This window comes from Staphylococcus sp. GDX7P312P (assembly GCF_008385775.1).
GTDB lineage: Bacteria > Bacillota > Bacilli > Staphylococcales > Staphylococcaceae > Staphylococcus > Staphylococcus haemolyticus.
Genome location: NZ_VUKI01000006.1, coordinates 24,802 through 46,898, shown reverse-complemented (window position 1 = coordinate 46,898; position 22,097 = coordinate 24,802). Strand labels below are relative to the sequence as shown.

The window sequence follows — 22,097 nt, the reverse complement described above, 5'->3', positions numbered from 1 at the left end:
TTGTTTATACTATTTTCTATAATAAATAAAGAATTTTGAGGACACGTTAATAATTTGTTTAAAGTTAGTTAAACAGTGGTTTTATATTAATATGCAATAAGTCGTAGGTTAGGAGAGAAGGAAGTATGAAAGAAAGGATACTTGTGGTTTCTGATATTCACGGTCATCGGAAGGCACTCGTCACTCTTTTAAAGGCAGTTAATTTTAATGTGAGAAAAGATCAACTCGTTTTAATGGGAGATTATGTTAATAATGGACCCGATTCATTTGGGACTTTGAAATTAGTGAAACGCTTAAAACGTCGAGGTGCACTTGCCTTGGCTGGCAATCATGAGATGCGTTGGTTAGAAAGTAAAGATAAAAAAATCAAACGCTGGCACAAATTTTTAAGAGAATTGTCGACAATCGAGGTCATTGATAATTACATATTTGCGCATGCTGGTATAGATACGTCTAAGCCTTTAAATAAACAGATTAAGGAATATACTACTGGTCATTATAACCATAATTTAAATAGAAACATCCCTAAAAATAAATATTTGATACATGGACATATTCCAAATTATCGCTATGGGTTAAAAAATGATGAATTATATAAAAAGAAAAATATACTAGATATTGATACAGGTGCTGGTCATAATAAATTCTTATCTCTTATAGATTTAACTAATGCGTACCAATACTCTGTTAAGGTTACAGATACTAAAAAAATCAACACTAAACGTATAAAATTATAAAAATCTAAGACTGGTCAATGTTTGGAACCTTTGATTAATTTTCAAAAAACAGAAGTATAAGTTTTAAATTAAATGTTATATAATGAAGTGGAATATTAATAAAAAGGGTGACATGCGTGAAGAAGCTTAGACAACATTCTAAATTTAATTCGTATTTAAAAGTGTCATGTTCAGTGTTGTTAATGAGTGGAACATTAGTGGGTTATGGATTTACCAAAGATGGATTTGCACAATCAAATGACCGCATTGACAACGTTTCAAGTGAAATGACATCTGTTCAAAATAAACTTGATAAAGCGATAGATAAAGCGAAAGCAAAAATTGACCGTTTGAAGTACCTACAAGCCACTGATATTAAGAGTTATAAAGAAGATATTGAAGATGCACGTAATCAGTCTGAAATTGATCAAATTTTAAGGGATGCACAGGAAGAAGACCGTATATCAAATGAGGAAAGGACTAAAGAAACTGGTGAAAAAGCAAGCACTTCAAATGAATCTTCACTCTCAACTGCTAAGCAATCATCAACGAATGAAGAAAATAAGCTAGATGAACTAGATAAAGTAATAGCCGATTTAGATTCTTTATCTGAAAAGGTTGACACCCATCAACAAAATGGAGATATGAAGTCGGAACAAGATTCCACAAATAATAATGAAAATAGCCAAATAAGTAGTGGACAATCAGCATCTTCTCAAAACAATAAGAATCAAATAAATGATAAAAATGATGATACCTCAATATTGGATGAAATGGATAATGTTAAAAATGACATAGAATCAACTAAAGAAAGTGCACATTCATCTGTAGAAGATATTCGAGATCAAACTGACTCATCCATTCAAGATGACAATTCAACAAAATCGCATTCAAAAGATAATACTAATACTGCATCAGATAAAAGTATTCTAAATGGTATCAAACAGATAGATAAAGATGATGTCAGCCATAAGTCAAACAAGATTAATTCAAAAGAGGGTCATGTTGATGCATTAACTGACAAATTATCTGCTAATCAAAAAATTGACCAAGCCATTACAAAAGTTGAAAATCAACAAGATAACACATCGAAACGTTATAGTGACCATAAACTTGAGCAATTGAGACAGTTAGAACAACAAGTAAAGCAAAACAACAATTTGACTAATGAGCAAAAGCAAAATGTTGAAAAAGATATTAAAATTGTTCGACAAAATGTTAAAGCGAACCGAGATGAAATAAGCGGCCGCTTAGAACAATCTTCAAATAAGCAAGCAACAGTCGAACAAATCTTAGGAAGTGTCTTTAGTAAGAACGAAGCTCAAAAGATAGCCAAGCAGATTAAAACTATCGGTCAGTCAGATAAGCAAATAACAGATCAAATGATGAAACATATCGACAACCTCAAAACGACAACAAGTGATGATATTTTGGCATCCATGTTTGATCAAGCGCCTGATAAAGAGGCCTTAATCAAAACATTGCTTTCAACACGTTTAGGAAATAATGAGGCATCACAAATAGCTAAACAGCTTGCTAAAGAGAACTTATCTAGCTCAGAATTAGTAAATCAAGTGAAGCAAAAAATTAACGCAAATCAAAAAATAACAGCTGATGATATTCTTAAAGACATACTTGATAAATCATCAGACCATAAGCAAACCATCGAAACGTTATTAGCTACGAAGTTAAATCAAACACAAGCGAAGGCGTTGGCAGATCTTATTGCTAGAGCTCAAACGGATAAAGCTGATGCGTTAGATTTAGTGAAAAATGCATTAAACGGTACAGCTGGTGATTTATTACAGTTGCAAAATAAACTCGACACTGCAAAAAATAATTTGAGTTATATCTTAGATCCTATTACCAATAGACCTTCACTATTTGATCGCATTAATGGTAGTACATCAAGTTCTAATCTTCTTAATCAAGGGCCTCATTTATTAGATGGACTAACTGGTAGTGGTCTATTAGATGGCCTTAATTCAGGAGGAAGTCTGTTAGACAATATTGAAGATATTCCTAATCCTGTACAAGGATTATCATTGGGACAATTAGGCAATGATGATGGATTTTTAAGTGGCTTATTTGATGATGAGGGGAATCTATCTTTACCAAATACTGGAGAAGTAGTTAAAAAGTCATGGCTACCAGTAACAGTGTTATTAGTGGTTGCTGGAGGCATATTAATAGGGTTAGGTCGTCGTAAACAACAAAACACAAAACATTAAATACAAACTTAAAGCGTGGATAACTGAGTAATCATTACTTACTTATGTTATCTACGCTTATTTTTTTGGAAAAGAGGCTCAACATCGGTTAAGAAAGCGCTTGCACAATTTCCTGAAAATAACAAGTGAATTTTGAGAAATTATTGGTAAAGTTATGTGAAATAATTATGGAATACTCAAAAATATTTACACTTTATTTAATATTCATATTGATTGTAAAGTGCATTAGACATACACTAATAGTGGAAAAAGAAATTGAGAAATTTTTCACAAAGTTGCTTAATTAACAAATTTTCATAAAGTATACGTTTTAAATGTGTATAGCATTTTCATAGATAAAAAAATACTTGAAGGGGTTGAAAAGCATGACACACACTAACGAAGTTACTAATAGCACTAGCAAAGGACGGAAAAAACGATTCTCGCTTAAGATGCCTGGCGCATTTACAATTTTATTTATTTTAACTGTAATAGCTGTTATGGCAACGTGGATGATACCGGCTGGTGCATACTCTAAGTTATCTTATGATGGCGGTGCTCATGAATTTAAAATTGTCGATGCTCATAATAAATCAAAAACAGTCCCTGGAACACAAGAACAATTAGATAAATTAGGTGTAAAAATTGATGTAGACCAATTTAAATCAGGTGCCATCAATAAACCTATCTCAATTCCTGGAACATACGAACGATTAGAACAAAAACCTGCTGGACCAGATCAAATTACATCAAGCATGGTTAACGGTACAATTGAAGCAGTCGATGTAATGGTATTTATTTTAGTATTAGGTGGACTCATTGGTGTTGTACAAAAGAGTGGTTCATTTGAATCAGGACTTTTAGCACTTACTAAAAAAACTAAAGGTCATGAATTTTTACTTGTATTCATGGTATCAGTATTAATGGTACTAGGTGGTACGCTTTGTGGTATTGAAGAAGAAGCGGTAGCATTTTATCCAATACTCGTACCTATCTTTATCGCCATGGGATATGACTCAATTATCTGTGTTGGGGCAATCTTCCTAGCAAGTTCTGTAGGTAGTACATTCTCAACAGTTAACCCATTCTCAGTTGTTATCGCATCAAATGCAGCAGGTACAACATTCGTAGATGGTTTATATTGGAGAATTGTTGGCTTAATTGTGGCAACAATATTCACAGTAGGTTATTTATACTGGTACGCTAAAAAAATTAAAAAAGATCCTAAAGCATCTTACACATATGAAGATAAAACTAAATTTGAAAATCAATGGTCAGTTATTAACGATGATGGCGGAGAAAAACCATTTACACTACGCAAAAAAATCATTTTAATTTTATTCATCTTACCATTCCCAATCATGGTGTGGGGCGTTATGACACAAGGTTGGTGGTTCCCAATCATGGCCTCAATGTTCCTAGCATTTACAATTGTAATCATGTTAATGGTAGCATTAGGTAAAGATGGACTTGGCGAGAAAGTGGTCGTCGATGCATTTGTAGAAGGTGCATCAAGTTTGGTAGGGGTATCACTAATCATTGGTTTGGCACGTGGTATCAATATGATTATGAATGATGGATTAATCTCAGATACAATCTTGAACTTCAGTTCATCACTTGTACAAGGTGTAAGTGGACCAATCTTCATTGTAATATTGTTGATTATCTTCTTCTTCCTAGGCTTCATTATTCCATCATCTTCTGGTTTAGCAGTGCTTGCAATGCCAATCTTTGCACCACTTGCTGATACAGTAGGTATTCCTAGATTTGTTATCGTAACAGCATATCAATTTGGTCAATATGCAATGTTATTCTTAGCACCAACAGGATTGATAATGGCAACATTACAAATGTTAGACATGAAGTACTCTCACTGGTTGAAATTCGTATGGCCAGTCGTTGCCTTCGTATTCATCTTCGGTGGTGGCATGCTTATCACTCAAGTATTAATTTATTCATAATAGATGAATTAAAAAGGTGGTTCACCCAAATCGGGTGCACCACCTTTTTATATGTTATCTTATTTAACTCACATCAGCATTATTTAGGCTGAATATAGTGTAAGGCTTCAGCTGTGCTAGCATCAATTGTACGATATGACACAATGCCTAAACCTTTGACATTAGATTCTGAGATGACGATAGAACCATCTTTATTTACCTTTTCAACAAAGGCAACATGACCATATATATCATGCGCACCAGCTTGTCCTGCTTCAAAGACGACTGCGCTATGTGTAGACGGTGTTTGATTGACATCATAGTTATCACTTTCTGCACGGTTATCCCAGTTATGGGCATCTCCCCAGTCGCTACCTACTTTCTTACCAAATTGTTGAACACGTTCGTATACATACCATGTACATTGACCTTGAGGATAAGGTGAAGATAAATCTGTGATTTCAAATGATTTAAACTCACTACCTGAAGCATCTTCTCCACTAGATGTTTGTTTAGCATAGCGATCTAAATCTGGCATTTTTTTCTTATCAAAATCAGTTAAGTGATAGTGCTTGATTAAGCTATTTAATTTAGTAGCATAGTTAGGGTCTGTAGCATACGTACGGCTTAAATGTTGTGTCGCGTCACGATAATCTATAGCTTCATGCTTCCAAGTAGGTTTATAAATTGTTGGATTACCGTCGATACCATTTTTAATTAAATCAGCATAATCTTCCAATGATGCTTTAGTACTTGGATATTTACGGAACCCAGCATTAATACTAAACATACTGTTGTCACTACCAGCTTCTAGCGTATTAAAGTTTACAGATTGTCCTTTATAACTACCTTTAATACCAAATAAATTATAATTAGGTGCTTGTGCTAAGGTACTGTTTCCTGAACTAGATTCAAGAATAGCTTGAGCAATCATAACTGAGGCATAAAGATCTTTGTCTTGACCAATCTTATGTGCATCTTTAGCGATAGACTTAATAAAGTCACGCGTACCTTTATTTTCAACAACTGTTATATCGCCATCCGTTACGTCACTACCGTTAAGTTGAGGTAATGTTTGGAACAGACTAGTTGAACGCGTATTATTTTGCTTAAAGTCATCTTCAAATGACTGTGCAGGTGTAGTTTTATGTTCAAGCTCCTTCTTAGTTGGCAACTGAGGGTTACTTGCTTTATTAGTGCTCTCTTTTGATTTTTCATCTTTAGATGTGTCTGATGCGTTATCCTTTTTAGATGATTCGAAATCTTGATGCGTCTTTTTAGCATCTTCACTATATTTATCGAGCACAGTGTCTAAGGCAGATTCAGACAGACTATTACTAATAGAAGATGATGTTTTACTAGAATCATTGTTTGAGTCGGTGCTTGTGTCGTCATTATTTGATTGATGATCAGTGTCATCTGTATTATTACTTCCTTGGTTATCTTTATCATCATCTGTTTCATCTGAGACGAAATCATCAATGGCATCTAACGCTTTACTAACACTTGCATCGTCCTTATCTTGATTGGCAGTTGATTGTTGATTTGTATCTGTCTCATCTTGTTGTGAAGTCTTATCTGATTGGTTAGCTTGCTCACTACTTTGCTTTATGTCATTTTTGTCGCGATCCGTTATGTCAGAAGATGAAGCGCTATGTTCTGTTTGAACTTGGTCTTGTGCATCACTATCTTGCTCATTTGTAAAGTGCGTGTCATCAGCTGTTTCACTAGCGCTTGTGGGTTGCTCATAATCTGAAATATCACTATCGAAATTAAATAATGATGCAATTAAATGAGTTAGGCTAAATCCATTTTGATATAAATCAGGATTTAAAAAGTTAGAAGCAGGTAAACCACTAGAATGTGTTGCATCAAAGATTGGAGAAAGGGGTGTACGGTAAGTGCTATTTGTATCTTTATAACGCTTTTGATGACTGCGAGATACGCTTGTGTTGTCATCATCTTTCTCCTCTGATGTCTTAGACTTTTCTCGTTTTATCTTGTTCTTCGAATCTTCCTTAGTAGGTGCTTCAGAAGATGTGTTATCGGACTGAGTATCGTCTGGTTGAGATGCTTCATTAGTATTATTGTCATTTGCATCTTTATTATGTTCAGTCTGTTCTTCTTGTGTGCTAGATGATTTCACCTTAGCATCTTCGTTTGTGTCTTCAGCATGTGCAATGCTAGTCGTAAATGTTGGCAATACTAGCGTTGTTGTTAAAAAGTAAATCATGAATTTATGCTTCGACATTACGCTCTTTTCCTCCTATCAAATTAACTATGGTGGTATGCGAATATATCAGAATTTGATATAATATTTATTATGATTTTTAGTTGATAAGTATCAACTAATTATTACTTTGCTTAATAAAAGTATTATACTAACTCTATAAAGAAAAAAACAATGCTTAATATCATTTTGAGATAAAATCTTAATATTTCATTTTTAGGAGTGTGAAAATGAAAAACGCACTAAAATTATTTATAACGGACTTGAAGCGAGTTGCTAAGACGCCAGCAGTTTGGGTTATACTAGCAGGACTTGCGATATTACCGTCTTTCTATGCTTGGTTCAACTTATGGGCTATGTGGGATCCTTATAGTCATACAGGTCATATCAAGGTTGCCGTTGTAAACGAGGACAAGGGTGACAAAGTTCGTGGCAAGAAAATTAATGTTGGTAATACATTAGAAGATAATCTTAAGAAAAACGATAAATTTGATTGGCAATTTGTTAGCCGGGAAAAGGCAGACCATGAAATTAAAATGGGTAAATACTATGCTGGCATATACATACCTAAAGAATTCTCCCATCAAATTACTGGCACATTAAGAAAGAAACCACAAAAAGCCGATATCGAATATAAAGTTAATCAAAAAATCAATGCCGTCGCACCGAAAATGACCGATACAGGGTCAACGGTCATCGTAGACGAAGCGAATAAACAGTTCAATGAAACCGTCACGAAAGCGTTACTACAAGAAGCGAATAAAGTGGGTATTCAACTCGAGGATGAAGTACCTACAATTAATAAAATTAAAAATGCAGTTTATGCAGCACATGACTCATTACCACAAATCAATAAAATTGCGGATCGAATTGAATATTTGAATGATCATCAGGATGATCTTGATAAATATGCAAATCAATTCCGTGCGTTAGGTAACTACAAAGGTGATATTTTAGATGCGCAACAAAAGCTTAATGATGTGAATGCGGCCATTCCGTCACTTAACGAAAAGGCAAAACTCATCTTAGCACTTAATGAATATATGCCGAACATTGAGAAACTATTAGATGTAGCTTCTAATGATATACCGGCACAATTTCCTAAGATTAATAGAGGCGTGGATATTGCTAGTGAGGGGCTTGATTTAGCGAATACGCGTTTAAATGATGCACAAGGTTATCTTACATCTGCTCAGCAACGTGTAGGTGATTATCAAGAAGCGGCAGGGCGTGCTCAAGAAGTAAATAACCAAGCCAATAGTGCATTGCGTCAACAAAGTACATCGGGACTTCCTCAATATCAAATTCAGAAGTTGAGCACAGATAGTAGCCAGGACACGGTAAACGATAATCAAATCGTCTCAAACAATGACGTGAAGTCTATGAATAGTGCGCTTGCAGAAGCATTATTAACACTTTCAAGTAATTCTGATAATCAAGCGAAAGCAACACAGTCAGACATTAAAGCCTTGAAAGATATATCTTATGGTGTTATTGGTTCTAATCGACCAACGGAATTTAATGACATGTTACGTAACTTAAAAACACGTCTTGAAAATAGCTCGAAAAGTAATCAACAATTGATAGACGTTTTAAAAGAATTAGAAAAAAGAGAACATGTCGATTTATCGTCTCAAATTAAACAAGTAGAGAGTGCCAATAATCGTATCAGTGATTCATTACGTTCAACGAATCAACTCATTGATGCACTGAAAAATGGTAGTTCAGGTAAAGCAGAAGCAGTTAACGTATTGCGTTCGTTACCAGATTTAAATAAAGCGTTAGGTAACTATCGTGATTTCATTAAAAATGACTTAAACAATCGTTTGTTAGTTGTATCTAATCAAATTACACAAGAATTAAACAAAGGTCAGAATACGTTATCAGACGTTCAATCTAAATTAAATACGATTAATCGTGTTATCATTGCTGGTCAGGATATAGTTACAGATGGACAGAATCGTATAGCTAACATTCAAAGCGAATTACCTGCTTTAGAACAAACCTATATTAATGCGATGCAAACTGCTCAGAAGTATTTCCCTACAGTGAAAAAAGACGTAGCGAATGCAGCTGACTTTGTTCGTAATGATTTGCCAGATTTAGAGCAACAACTTGCGAATGCGACAGCAACAGTAAATACGAACTTGCCGTCATTGTTCAATAAGTATGACAATGCCGTTGATTTATTAAATCAAAATCAACCACGTGCGAAAGAAGCGTTAGCAAACTTAGCTAATTTCTCTGAAAATCGTTTGCCAGATATTGAAAAAGATTTAAACAAAGCGAATAAAATATTTAAAAAATTAGACGAAGATGATGCGGTAGATAAAGTGATTGATGCGTTGAAGAATGACTTGAAGAAACAAGCCGACGTGATTGCGAATCCTATTCATAAGAAACAAGTAGATGTCTTTCCAGTTAAAGATTATGGTTCAGGTATGACACCATTCTATACCTCTTTATCTATATGGGTAGGGGCATTATTACTAGTAAGTTTATTGTCTGTAGATAATAAACATGAAGCCTTGAAAGATGAGTTGACGAAACGTCAAATTTATTTAGGTAAAGGTGCTTTCTTTATAATGATGGGTATCATTCAAACGTTGATTGTAACGATTGGTGATTTGGTTATTTTGAAAGCGCAGGTTGAATCGCCGACCTTATTTATCTTAGTCGCACTGTGTGGTGCTATTGTCTTTAATACGATTGTGTACACATGCGTGTCATTACTTGGAAATCCAGGTAAAGCTATTGCAATCATTTTACTAGTATTACAAATCGCTGGTGGTGGAGGAACATTCCCAGTTGTAACTGCACCTAAGTTCTTCCAAACGATTTCACCATATTTACCATTCACGTATGTGATAGATTCCTTACGTGAAACGGTAGGTGGCATTGTACCAGAAATTTTAATTACGAAAATGATTATCTTAATACTATTTGGACTAGGATTCTTTATTTTAGGCATCTTAGTCAAACCAGTTCTTGATCCAATTATGCGTAAAATTTCTAAACGCGTGGATGAAAGTAATGTGACGGAGTAATTACGAAAACGATACATGTACAATAAAAAGCATTCTAGCCTTATGAATGGGTTAGAATGCTTTTTTATATGCTATATATTTATTGTTACTATGCTTAATTTTTATCTTTAGAATTACTCGAACTACCAGAACTACTTGAACTTTGTGTTGAACTACTGTTAGTTGTCGTTTTATTCTGGGTGCTAGGTTGTGTTGTTGATGGCTGTTTCGTAGAAGGTTGTTGTGTACTTGGTTGTTGTGTTTGTGTTTCTTTAGTATTCTTTTCTGAAGTAGCACTTTCTGAACTATTTTGTCTTGAACTGTTTTCTTTTGTTTTAGATTGTTGTGTTTGAGTTGTCGAGTTATTTTGTTGTGTAGAATAACTTTGTTGCGTGTTTACAGTGTTGTTTGACGCTGATTCTGATTGTGCATTTTCTCCATTATCAGATGTAGTAGATTGCTCATCAGTTTGTTCTTCTTTCGTTTTATCTTTCTTCTCTTTTTTATCATGCTTCTCAGTTTTATGATCATCACTCGAATTTGAATGTTTAGTACCAGTTGCTGCAAAGAATATTGAAAAACCTAAAGCAACAACAAGTAATAAAATGACGATACCTGCCAATACTTTTTTCAAGGTGTATCCTCCGTCCTTAATTCATTTCTTTATCTTATTATAATAAAACTTCATAAAATAGATAGTATTTACACAATTTTATAATATTAAATTTTGTTTACTAAAATTTTTGATAAATAGGTCTTAAGTACAGTGAATGTTTGTATATATTGTGCGATAATATAAATGAAGTGTAATTCTAATATAGAAAGAAGGACTAACATGAATAAAGTAGTTAAAACTATTGCCTCAACAACATTAGCATTTGGAACACTTTTAGGAGTGAGCAGCGCTGTATTACCAGTACAAGATACTGCCCATGCAGCAACGCAAACTAAAGGGTATTACTACTCTTATAATGGTTACGTTGATAAAGACGCTAAATTCTTAACAGACAAGAACTTTATTAACGCAATCAAACACGATAACATTAAATTTAATGGTATCAAACTTGCTAAAACAAATAGCACAACTGTAAAAGAAAAGTATAATCAGAAATTTACTGGCGTAACAAGCAATGGCAAAAAAGCGAATAAATTACAATTTATAGTTAAAGGCGATTTAACGTACAGTCAACTTAAAAAAGCTTATGGTAAAGATTTGAAAAAAGTAAAAGGCAACAATGATGTTAAAGGTAGCGGTATTTACGTTTATAAACCAAATAAAGATGGTTTAGCAACATCATTTGTTCTTAATAACAATAAAGTTGTAGAAGTAGATATTAGTTACGTAGGCTTTACAACAAGTAAATAATATTTAGAAGAGCGCATAAATGGGACTTCCTCATCTATGCGCTTTAATTTATCTCTAGTTAAAATAAAACTCATGTTTCAGTGATATGAGTCACCAATTATGCAGCACACTTACTCTACATTACAAATAACCTCAAAATCGAGTTTCATCGTTTGTGAACCATTCTCATTACTAATTGTGATACAGTGATTTAGCGAGTCGATACGACGTATATACGCTGCAATTGATTGGATATAGCCATTTCTCCAATAACTAATCATTGCCAATTGGTGCTGTGTGAATTTATAAGTGAGCTGTCGATTAATATTTTCGAATTGATCATCTGATAATGAAGGCATAGCAATTTTATTCTGTTCCTCAATAAAATCATTCAATCGTTGATATTGTTCTGGCATTGTCGCAAAGGGTTATATATATGTTGAAGAATATAGACTATTTTGTTTAAAATGAATCATATTTTAAGAAAAAATGAACAAAGTAAAAATATTAAATAGTCTTTTTTTATTACGTGTAATAAGTTTAATATGTATGATGTAAAAAGAATTTGAATAGTGTATACTTATACTATTAAAATTAGAAATGAGATTATTATGAAAATAGTAGAAGTAAAATCTAAGAATGGTACCAATTTTATGATTTTAGATGGTAATAATGAACCTATAGTAGATGCAGTAAGATATTTGAAGTATCTGGATAGTGTTAAGAAAAGTTTAAATACCAAGAAAACCTATGCCTATGCACTAAAAAATTTTTTTGTTTACTTAGAAAGTAAAAAGATATGCTATAAAGAAGTTAGTTTTGATAACTTTGTTGATTTTATAAGATGGATGAAAACACCTTTTGAATATGAGAATGTCCTCTCTTATCACCGAAAAGAAAAAAGCATTAGTCCTAAGACAATTAATCTGACTATGACTGTAGTATCTAATTTTTATGATTATCTCTATAGGAGTAAAAAATTAGATGTTAATTTCTATGATTTTATGCATATGGAAAGTAAATACTCTAAAAAATATAAAAGTTTCATGCATCACATAAATAAGGACTATAGAACGTTGAAAAATATTTTGAAAGTTAAAGAACCAAAGAAAAAAATAGAAGTGTTAACTAATGCGGAGGTTAAGAAATTATTAGAGGAAGCTAATAATATTAGAGATAAATTCTTAATACAATTACTATATGAAACCGGATTACGTATAGGTGAGGTATTATCATTACGTATTGATGATATTAAATTTGACTTTAGAAAAGGCCATCAAATAGTTTTGAAAAATAGATTTAATGATAATGGTACTTATTTGAAAACTGGGGAAAGAAAAATATTTATTTCCCAATCGTTAATTGATTTATACGATGATTATGTCTACGAAATAATTGACGAACTTTCAATATGTTCTGATTATCTTTTTGTAAAAATAAAGGGGAGAAATGTAGGAGAAGCTATGAATTATAGTGATATATATTCATTATTTAAAAGGCTAAAACATAAAACATCTATAAATGTTCATCCTCATTTATTTCGCCATACACATGCAACTGTTTTTTATAATGAAACTAAGGATATAAAACAAGTTCAAGAAAGACTTGGTCATAGTAATATACAAACGACTATTAATTTATATGTTCATCCCACTGAAGAAGATATACGTGAAGATTGGAATAAAGTAAAGCATCAATTTCAAGTTTTTAATAAAGGGGAATGACTATGTCAATACCAATTAATTTACCTACAAACAGTACTATGATTAATGAATTATGTACATTACAAAGTAGAACCATCAATATAAAAGGAGAGGTTTTAATAACTGAAATATATGATGATTACTTTTTTAAAAATGATGAGTGGCACATTACAGCTTTTAACAAATTCAAGCAATTTCAAGATAGTATCAAGAACTATAGAGACAAAAGAAAAAATGTTTTCTTTAGGATTAAAAGTAAAAATTTGAATTTAGAATTTAAATACCTTTTTTTGAAACTGATAGTTAAAGAGGATTGGTCCTTATCTAATTTATTTAATACTGGAGCAGTAAAGCTTAATAAGATTGCTAAGTTCTTTAATGAAGTTTATCCAAATTTAAATTCTTTACTTGATTGTGATATAAATACATTAGAAAAGCACTGGTTTAATTGGCTGACTGAAAATAATATACCAATAAAAAGAAGATCATCAACAATAGTTTTTGGTGATTATGAATACAAAAGCGGACTGGCTTCTTTTTTAAAGAATATGTACATTAATCTAATTAAGTTCATTGATAAGCGAGAAGAATGGGAAAAAGATAAATGGGATATTAGAAATTTAGAAAAATATGGATTGAGTTATAATAAAACACTAACTGGCAATTATTTAAACTTTGAAAAAATTGAGTCAATTAAAATGCGAGAATTAGCAAAAAAATATTTAAAAAATCGTTTGATAACTGGTGATATAGCATTTGCTACAGCAAGGTTTTATATAAGAGTTTTAACTAGGTTTTTTCAAAATATATCTAAAAATAAAGAAACAAGGAATAGTTTAAATGAACTAGATAGATGTCATATCGAAGCATATATAGAATTTTTGTTTGAATATGCAGCTAATAAAAATTTGCAAAGTACTAAGAATTTTGTGAGAGAAGAATTAAAAACAATTAGAAGGTTCTTAAACGATATTATAACTCAAAACTATGCTATAGCACCGTACCAAGATATACGATTTTTAATTTATCCTCAAGACTTACCTAAACACGAAAAGAAAAATAGTAGCCAAATTGATTATATCCCAGATTTTGTATTGGAACAGCTTTTTGAGCATATAAATGATTTGCATAAAGATTTAATACCTGTAGTTTGGATAGCTTTTAAAACAGGATTAAGAATTTCTGATGTATTGACATTACAAAATAATTGCCTTGCAAAAGTTAATGGAAAGTATTCAATAATCACAGATATTGCTAAAACTTTTGTTAAAGGACATAGAATACCAATTGATAATAAATTAGCTGATATAATAGCAGTTTTAATAGCCGATTCTAAAAGTAAAAGTACAAAAGATAATAATCCTAATAATTATATTTTTGCTATTTATAAAGGAAAAAGAAAGGGAATGCCCTTTACACAACATATGGTCAGAGCACACTTAAATCATTTATCAAAGACTAAAAATATTATTGATGAACAAGGAGAAATCTTCCATTTCAAAACTCATCAATTTAGACATACCTATGCAGTAAAATTGTTAAATGGTGGAGCAGATATATTAACGATACAAGAATTATTAGCACACTCCTCACCAGAAATGACTCTAAGATATGCTAAGTTACTTGATGATACAAAGAGAAAGGCTTTTGAATCAGTTATTGATCAAGGAGCTTTTAGTTTTGATGTTGACGGTAAAATTAAAAATATACAGCATAGTAGTGAACTATCTGAAAAAGCATTGAATTCTTTATGGCAAGAACATAAATTAAACGCAATGGACAATCCTTATGGCACTTGTCATGCTAGATTGAGTGGTGATTGTCCATACATGGAAGCTCCGCCATGCCTGACTTGTAATTCTGGGAAACCATGTAAGGATTTAGCTATTGGATTTTCTGATTTAGATGTTGAAAAATATGAATTACATATCAAATCAACGGTCAAATCTATAGAATTAGCTAAAAATAATAATAGACAAGATATGGTTGAAAAGCATATAAATATATTAAATAAATATGAAGAAATACTAGGTAATATAAAAGATGGAAACATTATATTCGGGAGAAGTAATAGAATAAAAGTATAGAGGTTAAGATGGAAAAATTTAATAGACAAGAACAATTAAAACAGTTGCATGCAGAACGAAAAGTTAAAACCGAGAAAAAAGTTGATAAAGCAATAAATGATTTAGTTCAAAAAAATAAAGAAATTAACTTTAACATCGTTTCTAAACATTCAAAAGTTTCGAAAGCTACATTATATAAAAATAATAAAATTCGAAAGAAAATAGAGAAGTTACGTGAACAAAACAGAGAAATATTTGTTCATAAAAATAAAAATGACGGTAAAGATGCGTTAATCTCCTCTTTAAAAAGAAAAGTAAATTCTTTAGAAAAAGAGAAAAAAATGTTGAAAGAAGAAATTAGCGTTTTATATTCTAGGCTGTATGAGGATATTTAAAATAATGGACAATAAAATTGAAAAGATTCTAGAAGATATTAATAAATTACAAGGCTATAAAGTAACATATCAATATGCTACTGCTATAAATATAAAAGATAATAACATGAACCCTTGGTTTGAAAAAATTGAGGAAATTCTATTGAATGTAAAAGGAGTTATACGCATTTTATCTCCTGACAACCCCCCGGTAAATTATGATTATTGGATTTTACCTGGAAGATATAAAAGACATACAAAAGAATATCACGAAAAACTAGAAAAATTTTTAGAAAAATTTGCTACTAATGCAAATATTAATGATGGATTGTTTGATCAAAATAATATACATGGATACAAATATAAAAAATATATATTCACTCCACATATTGAAATTACTCATGAGAACACTTTGAATTTATTTTTTTTAACCTTAACTATATTTAACAATGGTACATTTGTTATAGAAATCATTGAAGACTTAGAGAGTATAAACTTTGGAAGCGACTTGTATAGTACTTTCTCATGTGTAAAAGATAAGATATATCCTCTAATTAATCAAGAAAAAAATAATAGACAAAGACAGTATCAATTGTATGGTAATAGACATTGTAAAAATATTAGAGATGTTTCTAGACAAATTAATAGAATTATAAAAATTAATAGTAAGGATATTTTTGAATATAAAGTATCTAAAAATATGGGTTTTGAAGTTTATTATTTAGCTAATGAAAATGAATTTACTGATGATCCTTTCTATGAGGACGTGAAGATTCAAGAGTGGTTAGTAAATGCGCCTATTTTTTCATTTGAAGGAAAAAGTAAACATTTTAGGCAAGATGGTTATAGCGATAATTATATAAACTTCTTGAATAAAGCATCTGTTTTTGTAGTTTGGATGGATGAGCAAGAAGGAGATGTTTTAGAAAAATGTTCTCAAATGGCACTTTATTTCAATAGTTCTGCTAATTTCTTTTTCTTAGAAACTATGTTAAATGAATTACAATTGTATGGGTATCAACAATATAATTTAAATGGAAAAAAAGAAGCCCTATATTTTAGACAATGGATACTAAATTTCAAGAGATCTATTGCAATTATTTATAGAACAGAGCTTTTACCTAGTTTATATTTATATTTGTATCTAAAGAATAATAATGATTTTAAATCTCCACAATATATTGAAGAATTAAACAAAGAAGAATTATTACTAATTGAATTGGAGCAGTCATATAAGGAAGAAGAAAGAAGCGAAAAATTAAATAAACTTTTGTTAATAATAAGTCTTTTATCAATTTTCCAAGTAGTAGAAATTTTTTTCAGTGATAAAAATAATATATTTAATATCAGTATGATACTTATAATGATTTTGCTAGAAGTATTTCGAAAAAGGTAATTATAAGAACACTATTTAAACTTTTTAAAAGTTTAAATAGTGTTAAGTGATACTACAAACGTTAGCATTATTTAAATTATATATATTATTGTTAGTATCAGAAAAGGAAAATGTATTACTAATTTCATCCTTTTTTAAAATTTTTCCTGTATATTTTGAAATGTTACCGTCTTCCCAATATGAGATTGTACATAACTCATCATTTTGAATTTTTATTTGAAAAATCTGATCTAAATTATCTAATGAATCATGTGTTAGCAATGGTTTTTCTATTTTATTTTGATCCTTTATAATTTGTTCTAAAATTTCAAACTGTTGCGGGAGAGTCGCAAAAGCTTGCCATTTGATTTTTCCACGCCCTTGAGGGATTTTAGGGTTTAAATATTTTCTTGGTATTTTTCTATAATCAGTTTCATATTTATATTCATCTGGCGCATTAGGATTTGGAATCATGTTTACCACCTCATCATCATTGTAGAACGTATGTTCTTTTTTGGCAAGGATTATATAATTTTTTAATGTGATTAATTAATTAATTTAAAATAAGTTATTTTCTATATGGAAAAGTTGAGTAAGATTATCGAGCATTTATAATTATAGTAACTGGAATATGATGTTTGGTATGTTAATAGTATTTTCTCTTTTAAAAAATGTGAACATAAAAAAATAGAACATATATAATTATAAATAATATATATGTTCTTCGATATTATGAAGTTTTATGAAAGATAGAATTATATCAGTTTTTGTAGTACATTTAGACTATTAAAATTTGTTTATTACATTCTTGGCGGTTTCACTTATCAATTTATCATTAGGTTTATCACTTTTATTGTCTTTATTCGTAAAAATGACTAAAATAATAGGTTCAGATTGGTTCTTAGGATAAATAAAAGCTACATCATTTCTAGAAGCATATGTTATTGCTTGACCACTTTTATCAGCAACCTTATAGTCTTTTGGAACACCATCTTTAATTAAAGTGTCTCCGTTTTTATTATTTAACATTAAATCAAGTAAGAAATTTTTATTTTTTTTGCTTAATTTTCCATTTGCGATAAGTTTATTTAAAGTCTTGCCGAAAGCAGCAGGCGTTGAAGTATCTTTTTTGCTCTTTGGTGAATAGTAATTTAATTCTATTTCATATCTAACTGGATTTGTTACTTTATCTCCCAATTTTTTTAAACGTTTTTTAATTTTTTTGATTCCACCGATTTCGTTTATAATTTTATTGTTTGCTGTATTATCACTATACTTCATTGAAGCCTCAATAAGTTCTTTTAAAGTGATATCTTTTCCTACATATTTTTCTAAAATAGGAGAATAAGCAACTATATCATCTTTGTTAATATGTACTTTTTTATTTAACTTATTATAAGGTACTTGTTCTAACAAAATAGCACTATTTATCGCTTTTGAAGTTGAAGCATAGGCAAATCTCTTATCGGCATTAAATTTTACTTCCTTACCACTTTTAGTATCTAATGCATAGACACCAATATTAGCATTATATTTCTTTTCTAAATTATTTAACTCTTTAGCATGTGAACTGGTTGAATTACATGCACTTAAAACTAAAGCAATTGCAATTAAAAGTATTAACTTTTTCAAAATATACCCTCCAATATTACGGTTGTAATTTCTATAAATCAATAATATTACAATTGTAATATTCGCGTCAATAGTTTATTATAAATATTTGAAAGAAGGTGTTGAAATGGCTAAGTTATTAATAATGAGCATAGTAAGCTTTTGTTTTATATTTTTATTGTTATTATTTTTTAGGTACATATTAAAACGCTATTTTAATTATATGTTAAATTATAAAGTTTGGTATCTAACTCTTCTTGCAGGATTAATTCCTTTCATCCCTATTAAATTCTCTTTTTTTAAATTTAATAATTTGAATAATCAAGAGCCCACAGTTGAAAGTAATTCACACAATTTGAATCCTAACATAAATACCACTAAACCTGTTCATGAGTTTACAACAGACATCCATAAGTTTAATTGGGATTCAATAGATAATATCTGCACAGTTATTTGGATAGTTTTAGTTATTATTTTAAGTTTTAAATTTTTAAATTCTTTATTATATCTTAAGTATTTAAAGAAACAGTCACTTTATCTAAATGAAAAAGAAAAAGATAAAATAAACAAGATACTTTTCAATCATCAATATAAAAGAAATATTGTGATTCGAAAAGCAGAATCTATTCATTCTCCAATAACTTTTTGGTATGGAAAATATATTATTTTGATTCCCAGTTTATATTTTAAAAGTATAAATGACAAAAAACTAAAATATATAATATTGCACGAGTATGCTCATGCTAAAAACAGAGATACTTTGCATTTAATTATCTTTCATATTTTTTCTATTGCTATGAGTTATAATCCACTAATACAAATTGTAAAAAGAAAGATGATTCATGACAATGAAGTAGAAGCCGATAGATTTGTCCTTAATAATATTAACAAAAATGAATTTAAGTCTTATGCGGAAGCTATTATGGATTCCGTATTAAAAACCTCATTTTTCAACAAAAATATATTAAGCCATTCATTTAATGGTAAAAAATCATTACTCAAAAGAAGATTAATTAATATAAAAGAAGGCAATCTGAAGAAGCAGTCAAAATTAATTCTAATTTTTATTTGTATTTTTACTTTTTTTATCATGATAATTCAAAGCCAGTTTTTAATGGGGCAATCCTTAACTGATTATAATTATAAAAAGCCCTTACAAAGCGATTACCAAATTTTAGATGAAAGTAAAAATTTTGGTTCAAATAGTGGATCTTTCGTTATGTACAGCATGAAGAAAGACAAATACTATATTTATAATGAAAAAGAAAGTAGAAAAAGATATTCTCCTGATTCAACTTACAAAATTTATTTAGCACTGTTTGGACTTGACCGTCATATTATAAGTGATAAAAATTCACGTATGTCATGGAATCATAATCATTATCCTTTCGATTCTTGGAATAAGGATCAAGATTTAAATACGGCAATACAAAACTCAGTTAATTGGTACTTCGAACGTATTAGTAATCAATTATCAAAGAACTATACTTCTGATCAACTCAAGCAATTAAATTATGGTAATAAAAATTTGGGAAGTTATAAAGCCTATTGGTTGGAAGATAGTTTGAAAATATCTAATCTTGAACAAGTAATAGTTTTAAAAAATATGATGGAACAAAATAACCATTTTAGTAAAAATGAAAAGAAACAATTATCTTCTTCGTTATTGATTAGAAAAAATGAAAATTATGAATTGTATGGGAAAACAGGTACAGGTATAGTAAACGGGAAATATAATAATGGGTGGTTTGTAGGTTACGTAATTACAAATCATGATAAGTATTATTTTTCTACACATTTATCAGATGAAAAAGCCTCTGGTGAAAATGCTAAATTCATAAATGAAAAAATATTAAAAGAAATGGGTGTTTTAAATGGCCAATAAGCAAGTTGAAATATCTATGGCTGAATGGGATGTTATGAATATAATATGGAATAAAAAATCAGTATCAGCTAATGAAATTGTAGTTGAGATTCAAAAAAATAAAGAAGTTAGCGATAAGACGATTAGAACATTAATTACAAGACTATATAAAAAAGAGATTATAAAACGATATAAATATAATAATATTTATTTTTACTCATCAATTATTAAAGAAGATGATATTAAAATGAAAACTGCTAAAACCTTTCTTAATAAATTGTATGGAGGGGATATGAAAAGTTTAGTGCTTAATTTTGCGAAAAATGAAGAATTAAATAACAAAGAAATTGAAGAATTGCGAGACATTTTAAATGATATTAGTAAAAAATAAATAGATATAGGGTTCAAACATAATACATATATAAATTATGTTTGAACCCTATTAAATTAGATTTTTTATGAGATTAGTACATATAATAAACGGAGCCCACTTCACCATGCCACGTCCTTGAGGAATGTTAGCGTCTAGATATTGTCTTGGTATTTTACGATAATCTGTTTCATATTTATACTCATCTGGCGCATTAGGATTTGGAATCATGTTAACCACCTCAAATTCATTATAGAACATATGTTCGTATTTTGGAAGTGGTTTTCTACAATATAAATTAATTTTATATTTATTTTGGAAAAGTAAAAAAGACTATATAAAAGAGCCATAAGTTTAACAAAGGGGAAGTAAACTTATGGCTATAGTCATTACATAATATAACTTTTTGTGAAGGAGTTAATGGGGATGTTACTCCTATATTTAGTATAACATAATTTATATAAAAACATTATTTAACGATTTGTGAAATTTAATTTTGTGTAATTATAAACAACATTACATCAAATATCAAACACTTCTAATTAGTTAAACAAAATTGTATAACAGTCATGAATAGCGTATGATATGTTTAGTTATAAAGAAAGAAGGCTTCTAATTTGAGAAAAACTACAAAAACATTAGTCACAACGACATTAGCACTAAGCACATTATTTGGTGTAGGTGTTACGAGTGCATTAACGGAAACATCTATTGCACATGCTGAATCTAAAGCTACGACAAACACAACTCATTCTAAAGCGAACGCGACATCTGCATATTACAATTATAAAGGATATGCAGGTCAAGACGTATCTTTTGTATTAGATAAACATTTTAAAAATGCGGTAAAAGCTGAAAATGTCACATTCAATGGTATTAAATTGAAAGCAACAACATCATCTAAAAATGTGAAAAAATATGATCAATATTTTAGAAACGTTTCGAAAGATGGTAAAACAGCATCATTACTTGATTTAAACGTAACGGGTAAAATGACATTGGATCAATTAAATAAAACTTACGGAAAAGATTTACAAAAGGTAAATAACCATAAGCATAATACAACAGGCATCTATTTCTACCAACCAAATTCAAAAGGAATGACGGTATGGTTTGATGTAGATAACGGTAAAGTTGATCGCGTGGTAATGGGCTATAGCACTGTAAAACAAGCTATGAAAGAAACAAAATAGCATAACTTGAAAGACACCTCAAAAGTTGGATAATAAATCTTACTTTTGGGGTGTTTTTATGTAAATAATTAAAT

At 30.2% G+C, this 22,097-nt stretch carries 17 protein-coding genes and 1 pseudogene; 12 read left to right on the top strand and 6 right to left on the bottom strand.

The window, feature by feature from the left end; translation table 11 throughout:
- The first annotated feature begins 125 nt into the window (after positions 1-125).
- The 3 genes from F1592_RS03395 (at position 126) to F1592_RS03385 (ending at position 4,887) form a co-directional block, all read left to right on the top strand.
- The gene (locus F1592_RS03395; protein WP_016930621.1) at positions 126-737 is read left to right on the top strand and encodes a metallophosphoesterase; all 612 of its coding nucleotides are present in this window, start codon (positions 126-128) and stop codon (positions 735-737) included.
- Between the two features lie 116 nt (positions 738-853).
- Positions 854-2,947 (top strand): hypothetical protein, encoded by a 2,094-nt coding sequence (locus tag F1592_RS03390; protein WP_149809671.1) that lies wholly within the window; start codon positions 854-856, stop codon positions 2,945-2,947.
- A 365-nt stretch (positions 2,948-3,312) separates the two neighbouring features.
- Entirely contained in the window at positions 3,313-4,887 is a 1,575-nt protein-coding gene (locus F1592_RS03385) for a YfcC family protein (protein WP_016930623.1), read from the top strand.
- Between the two features lie 79 nt (positions 4,888-4,966).
- Here F1592_RS03385 and F1592_RS03380 read toward each other — a convergent pair whose 3' ends face one another.
- Positions 4,967-7,117, bottom strand: coding sequence for an amidase domain-containing protein (locus F1592_RS03380; protein WP_149809672.1), 2,151 nt, complete (start codon positions 7,115-7,117; stop codon positions 4,967-4,969).
- A 209-nt stretch (positions 7,118-7,326) separates the two neighbouring features.
- Between F1592_RS03380 and F1592_RS03375 the strand changes: the two genes are divergently transcribed.
- A complete protein-coding gene (locus tag F1592_RS03375) occupies positions 7,327-10,143 on the top strand; it encodes a YhgE/Pip domain-containing protein (protein ID WP_053016284.1) in 2,817 nt (938 codons plus the stop codon).
- 94 nt (positions 10,144-10,237) lie between these two features.
- Here the strand turns inward: F1592_RS03375 and F1592_RS03370 are convergent, their stop codons facing one another.
- The gene (locus F1592_RS03370) at positions 10,238-10,756 is read right to left on the bottom strand and encodes a hypothetical protein (protein ID WP_053016285.1); all 519 of its coding nucleotides are present in this window, start codon (positions 10,754-10,756) and stop codon (positions 10,238-10,240) included.
- A gap of 201 nt (positions 10,757-10,957) precedes the next feature.
- Here F1592_RS03370 and isaB (F1592_RS03365) point away from each other — a divergent pair, with 201 nt between their 5' ends.
- Entirely contained in the window at positions 10,958-11,488 is a 531-nt protein-coding gene (gene isaB, locus F1592_RS03365; protein ID WP_053016286.1) for an immunodominant staphylococcal antigen IsaB family protein, read from the top strand.
- A 110-nt stretch (positions 11,489-11,598) separates the two neighbouring features.
- Here isaB (F1592_RS03365) and F1592_RS03360 read toward each other — a convergent pair whose 3' ends face one another.
- Positions 11,599-11,883 carry a YolD-like family protein gene (locus F1592_RS03360; RefSeq protein WP_223197206.1) on the bottom strand — a complete coding sequence of 95 codons (285 nt, stop codon included), beginning with the start codon at positions 11,881-11,883 and terminating at the stop codon, positions 11,599-11,601.
- A 195-nt stretch (positions 11,884-12,078) separates the two neighbouring features.
- Between F1592_RS03360 and F1592_RS03355 the strand changes: the two genes are divergently transcribed.
- Genes F1592_RS03355 through F1592_RS03340 form a run of 4 tightly spaced genes read left to right on the top strand, consistent with a single transcriptional unit; the run spans position 12,079 to position 17,006 of the window.
- On the top strand, positions 12,079-13,191 hold the full coding sequence (locus F1592_RS03355; protein ID WP_000706213.1) for a tyrosine-type recombinase/integrase: 1,113 nt from the start codon (positions 12,079-12,081) through the stop codon (positions 13,189-13,191).
- A 2-nt stretch (positions 13,192-13,193) separates the two neighbouring features.
- The gene (locus F1592_RS03350) at positions 13,194-15,257 is read left to right on the top strand and encodes a tyrosine-type recombinase/integrase (protein WP_000026851.1); all 2,064 of its coding nucleotides are present in this window, start codon (positions 13,194-13,196) and stop codon (positions 15,255-15,257) included.
- Positions 15,258-15,265: 8 nt separating this feature from the next.
- Positions 15,266-15,631, top strand: coding sequence for a DUF6262 family protein (locus tag F1592_RS03345; RefSeq protein WP_000410574.1), 366 nt, complete (start codon positions 15,266-15,268; stop codon positions 15,629-15,631).
- A 4-nt stretch (positions 15,632-15,635) separates the two neighbouring features.
- The gene (locus F1592_RS03340) at positions 15,636-17,006 is read left to right on the top strand and encodes a hypothetical protein (protein WP_000368920.1); all 1,371 of its coding nucleotides are present in this window, start codon (positions 15,636-15,638) and stop codon (positions 17,004-17,006) included.
- 42 nt (positions 17,007-17,048) lie between these two features.
- Here the strand turns inward: F1592_RS03340 and F1592_RS03335 are convergent, their stop codons facing one another.
- Positions 17,049-17,459: a YolD-like family protein gene (locus F1592_RS03335; protein ID WP_000612779.1), complete on the bottom strand. Its 411-nt coding sequence runs from the start codon at positions 17,457-17,459 to the stop codon at positions 17,049-17,051.
- 312 nt (positions 17,460-17,771) lie between these two features.
- Entirely contained in the window at positions 17,772-18,617 is an 846-nt protein-coding gene (blaZ, locus tag F1592_RS03330) for a penicillin-hydrolyzing class A beta-lactamase BlaZ (RefSeq protein ID WP_000733621.1), read from the bottom strand.
- Positions 18,618-18,723: 106 nt separating this feature from the next.
- On the opposite strand from blaZ, the gene blaR1 reads away from it, so the two are divergent.
- On the top strand, positions 18,724-20,481 hold the full coding sequence (gene blaR1 / locus F1592_RS03325) for a beta-lactam sensor/signal transducer BlaR1 (protein ID WP_001096367.1): 1,758 nt from the start codon (positions 18,724-18,726) through the stop codon (positions 20,479-20,481).
- Positions 20,471-20,851 (top strand): penicillinase repressor BlaI, encoded by a 381-nt coding sequence (blaI, locus tag F1592_RS03320; RefSeq protein ID WP_001284658.1) that lies wholly within the window; start codon positions 20,471-20,473, stop codon positions 20,849-20,851. Before blaR1 ends, blaI begins: the two co-directional genes overlap by 11 nt.
- An 87-nt stretch (positions 20,852-20,938) precedes the next feature.
- Here the strand turns inward: blaI and F1592_RS13580 are convergent.
- Positions 20,939-21,061, bottom strand: a pseudogene (locus tag F1592_RS13580) (YolD-like family protein); the annotation flags it as partial.
- A 386-nt stretch (positions 21,062-21,447) separates the two neighbouring features.
- Here F1592_RS13580 and isaB (F1592_RS03315) point away from each other — a divergent pair.
- Positions 21,448-22,023 (top strand): immunodominant staphylococcal antigen IsaB family protein, encoded by a 576-nt coding sequence (isaB, locus tag F1592_RS03315; RefSeq protein WP_037538237.1) that lies wholly within the window; start codon positions 21,448-21,450, stop codon positions 22,021-22,023.
- Positions 22,024-22,097: the final 74 nt, after the last annotated feature.

What these genes read in the sequence shown, in the direction of transcription:
- F1592_RS03395 (WP_016930621.1), top strand. Translation starts at nt 126, where the DNA reads ATGAAAGAAAGGATACTTGTGGTTTCTGATATTCACGGTCATCGGAAG.
- F1592_RS03385 (WP_016930623.1), top strand. Translation starts at nt 3,313, where the DNA reads ATGACACACACTAACGAAGTTACTAATAGCACTAGCAAAGGACGGAAA.
- F1592_RS03380 (WP_149809672.1), bottom strand. Translation starts at nt 7,117, where the DNA reads ATGTCGAAGCATAAATTCATGATTTACTTTTTAACAACAACGCTAGTA.
- F1592_RS03375 (WP_053016284.1), top strand. Translation starts at nt 7,327, where the DNA reads ATGAAAAACGCACTAAAATTATTTATAACGGACTTGAAGCGAGTTGCT.
- isaB (WP_053016286.1), top strand. Translation starts at nt 10,958, where the DNA reads ATGAATAAAGTAGTTAAAACTATTGCCTCAACAACATTAGCATTTGGA.
- F1592_RS03360 (WP_223197206.1), bottom strand. Translation starts at nt 11,883, where the DNA reads ATGCCAGAACAATATCAACGATTGAATGATTTTATTGAGGAACAGAAT.
- F1592_RS03355 (WP_000706213.1), top strand. Translation starts at nt 12,079, where the DNA reads ATGAAAATAGTAGAAGTAAAATCTAAGAATGGTACCAATTTTATGATT.
- F1592_RS03350 (WP_000026851.1), top strand. Translation starts at nt 13,194, where the DNA reads ATGTCAATACCAATTAATTTACCTACAAACAGTACTATGATTAATGAA.
- F1592_RS03345 (WP_000410574.1), top strand. Translation starts at nt 15,266, where the DNA reads ATGGAAAAATTTAATAGACAAGAACAATTAAAACAGTTGCATGCAGAA.
- F1592_RS03340 (WP_000368920.1), top strand. Translation starts at nt 15,636, where the DNA reads ATGGACAATAAAATTGAAAAGATTCTAGAAGATATTAATAAATTACAA.
- F1592_RS03335 (WP_000612779.1), bottom strand. Translation starts at nt 17,459, where the DNA reads ATGATTCCAAATCCTAATGCGCCAGATGAATATAAATATGAAACTGAT.
- blaR1 (WP_001096367.1), top strand. Translation starts at nt 18,724, where the DNA reads ATGGCTAAGTTATTAATAATGAGCATAGTAAGCTTTTGTTTTATATTT.
- blaI (WP_001284658.1), top strand. Translation starts at nt 20,471, where the DNA reads ATGGCCAATAAGCAAGTTGAAATATCTATGGCTGAATGGGATGTTATG.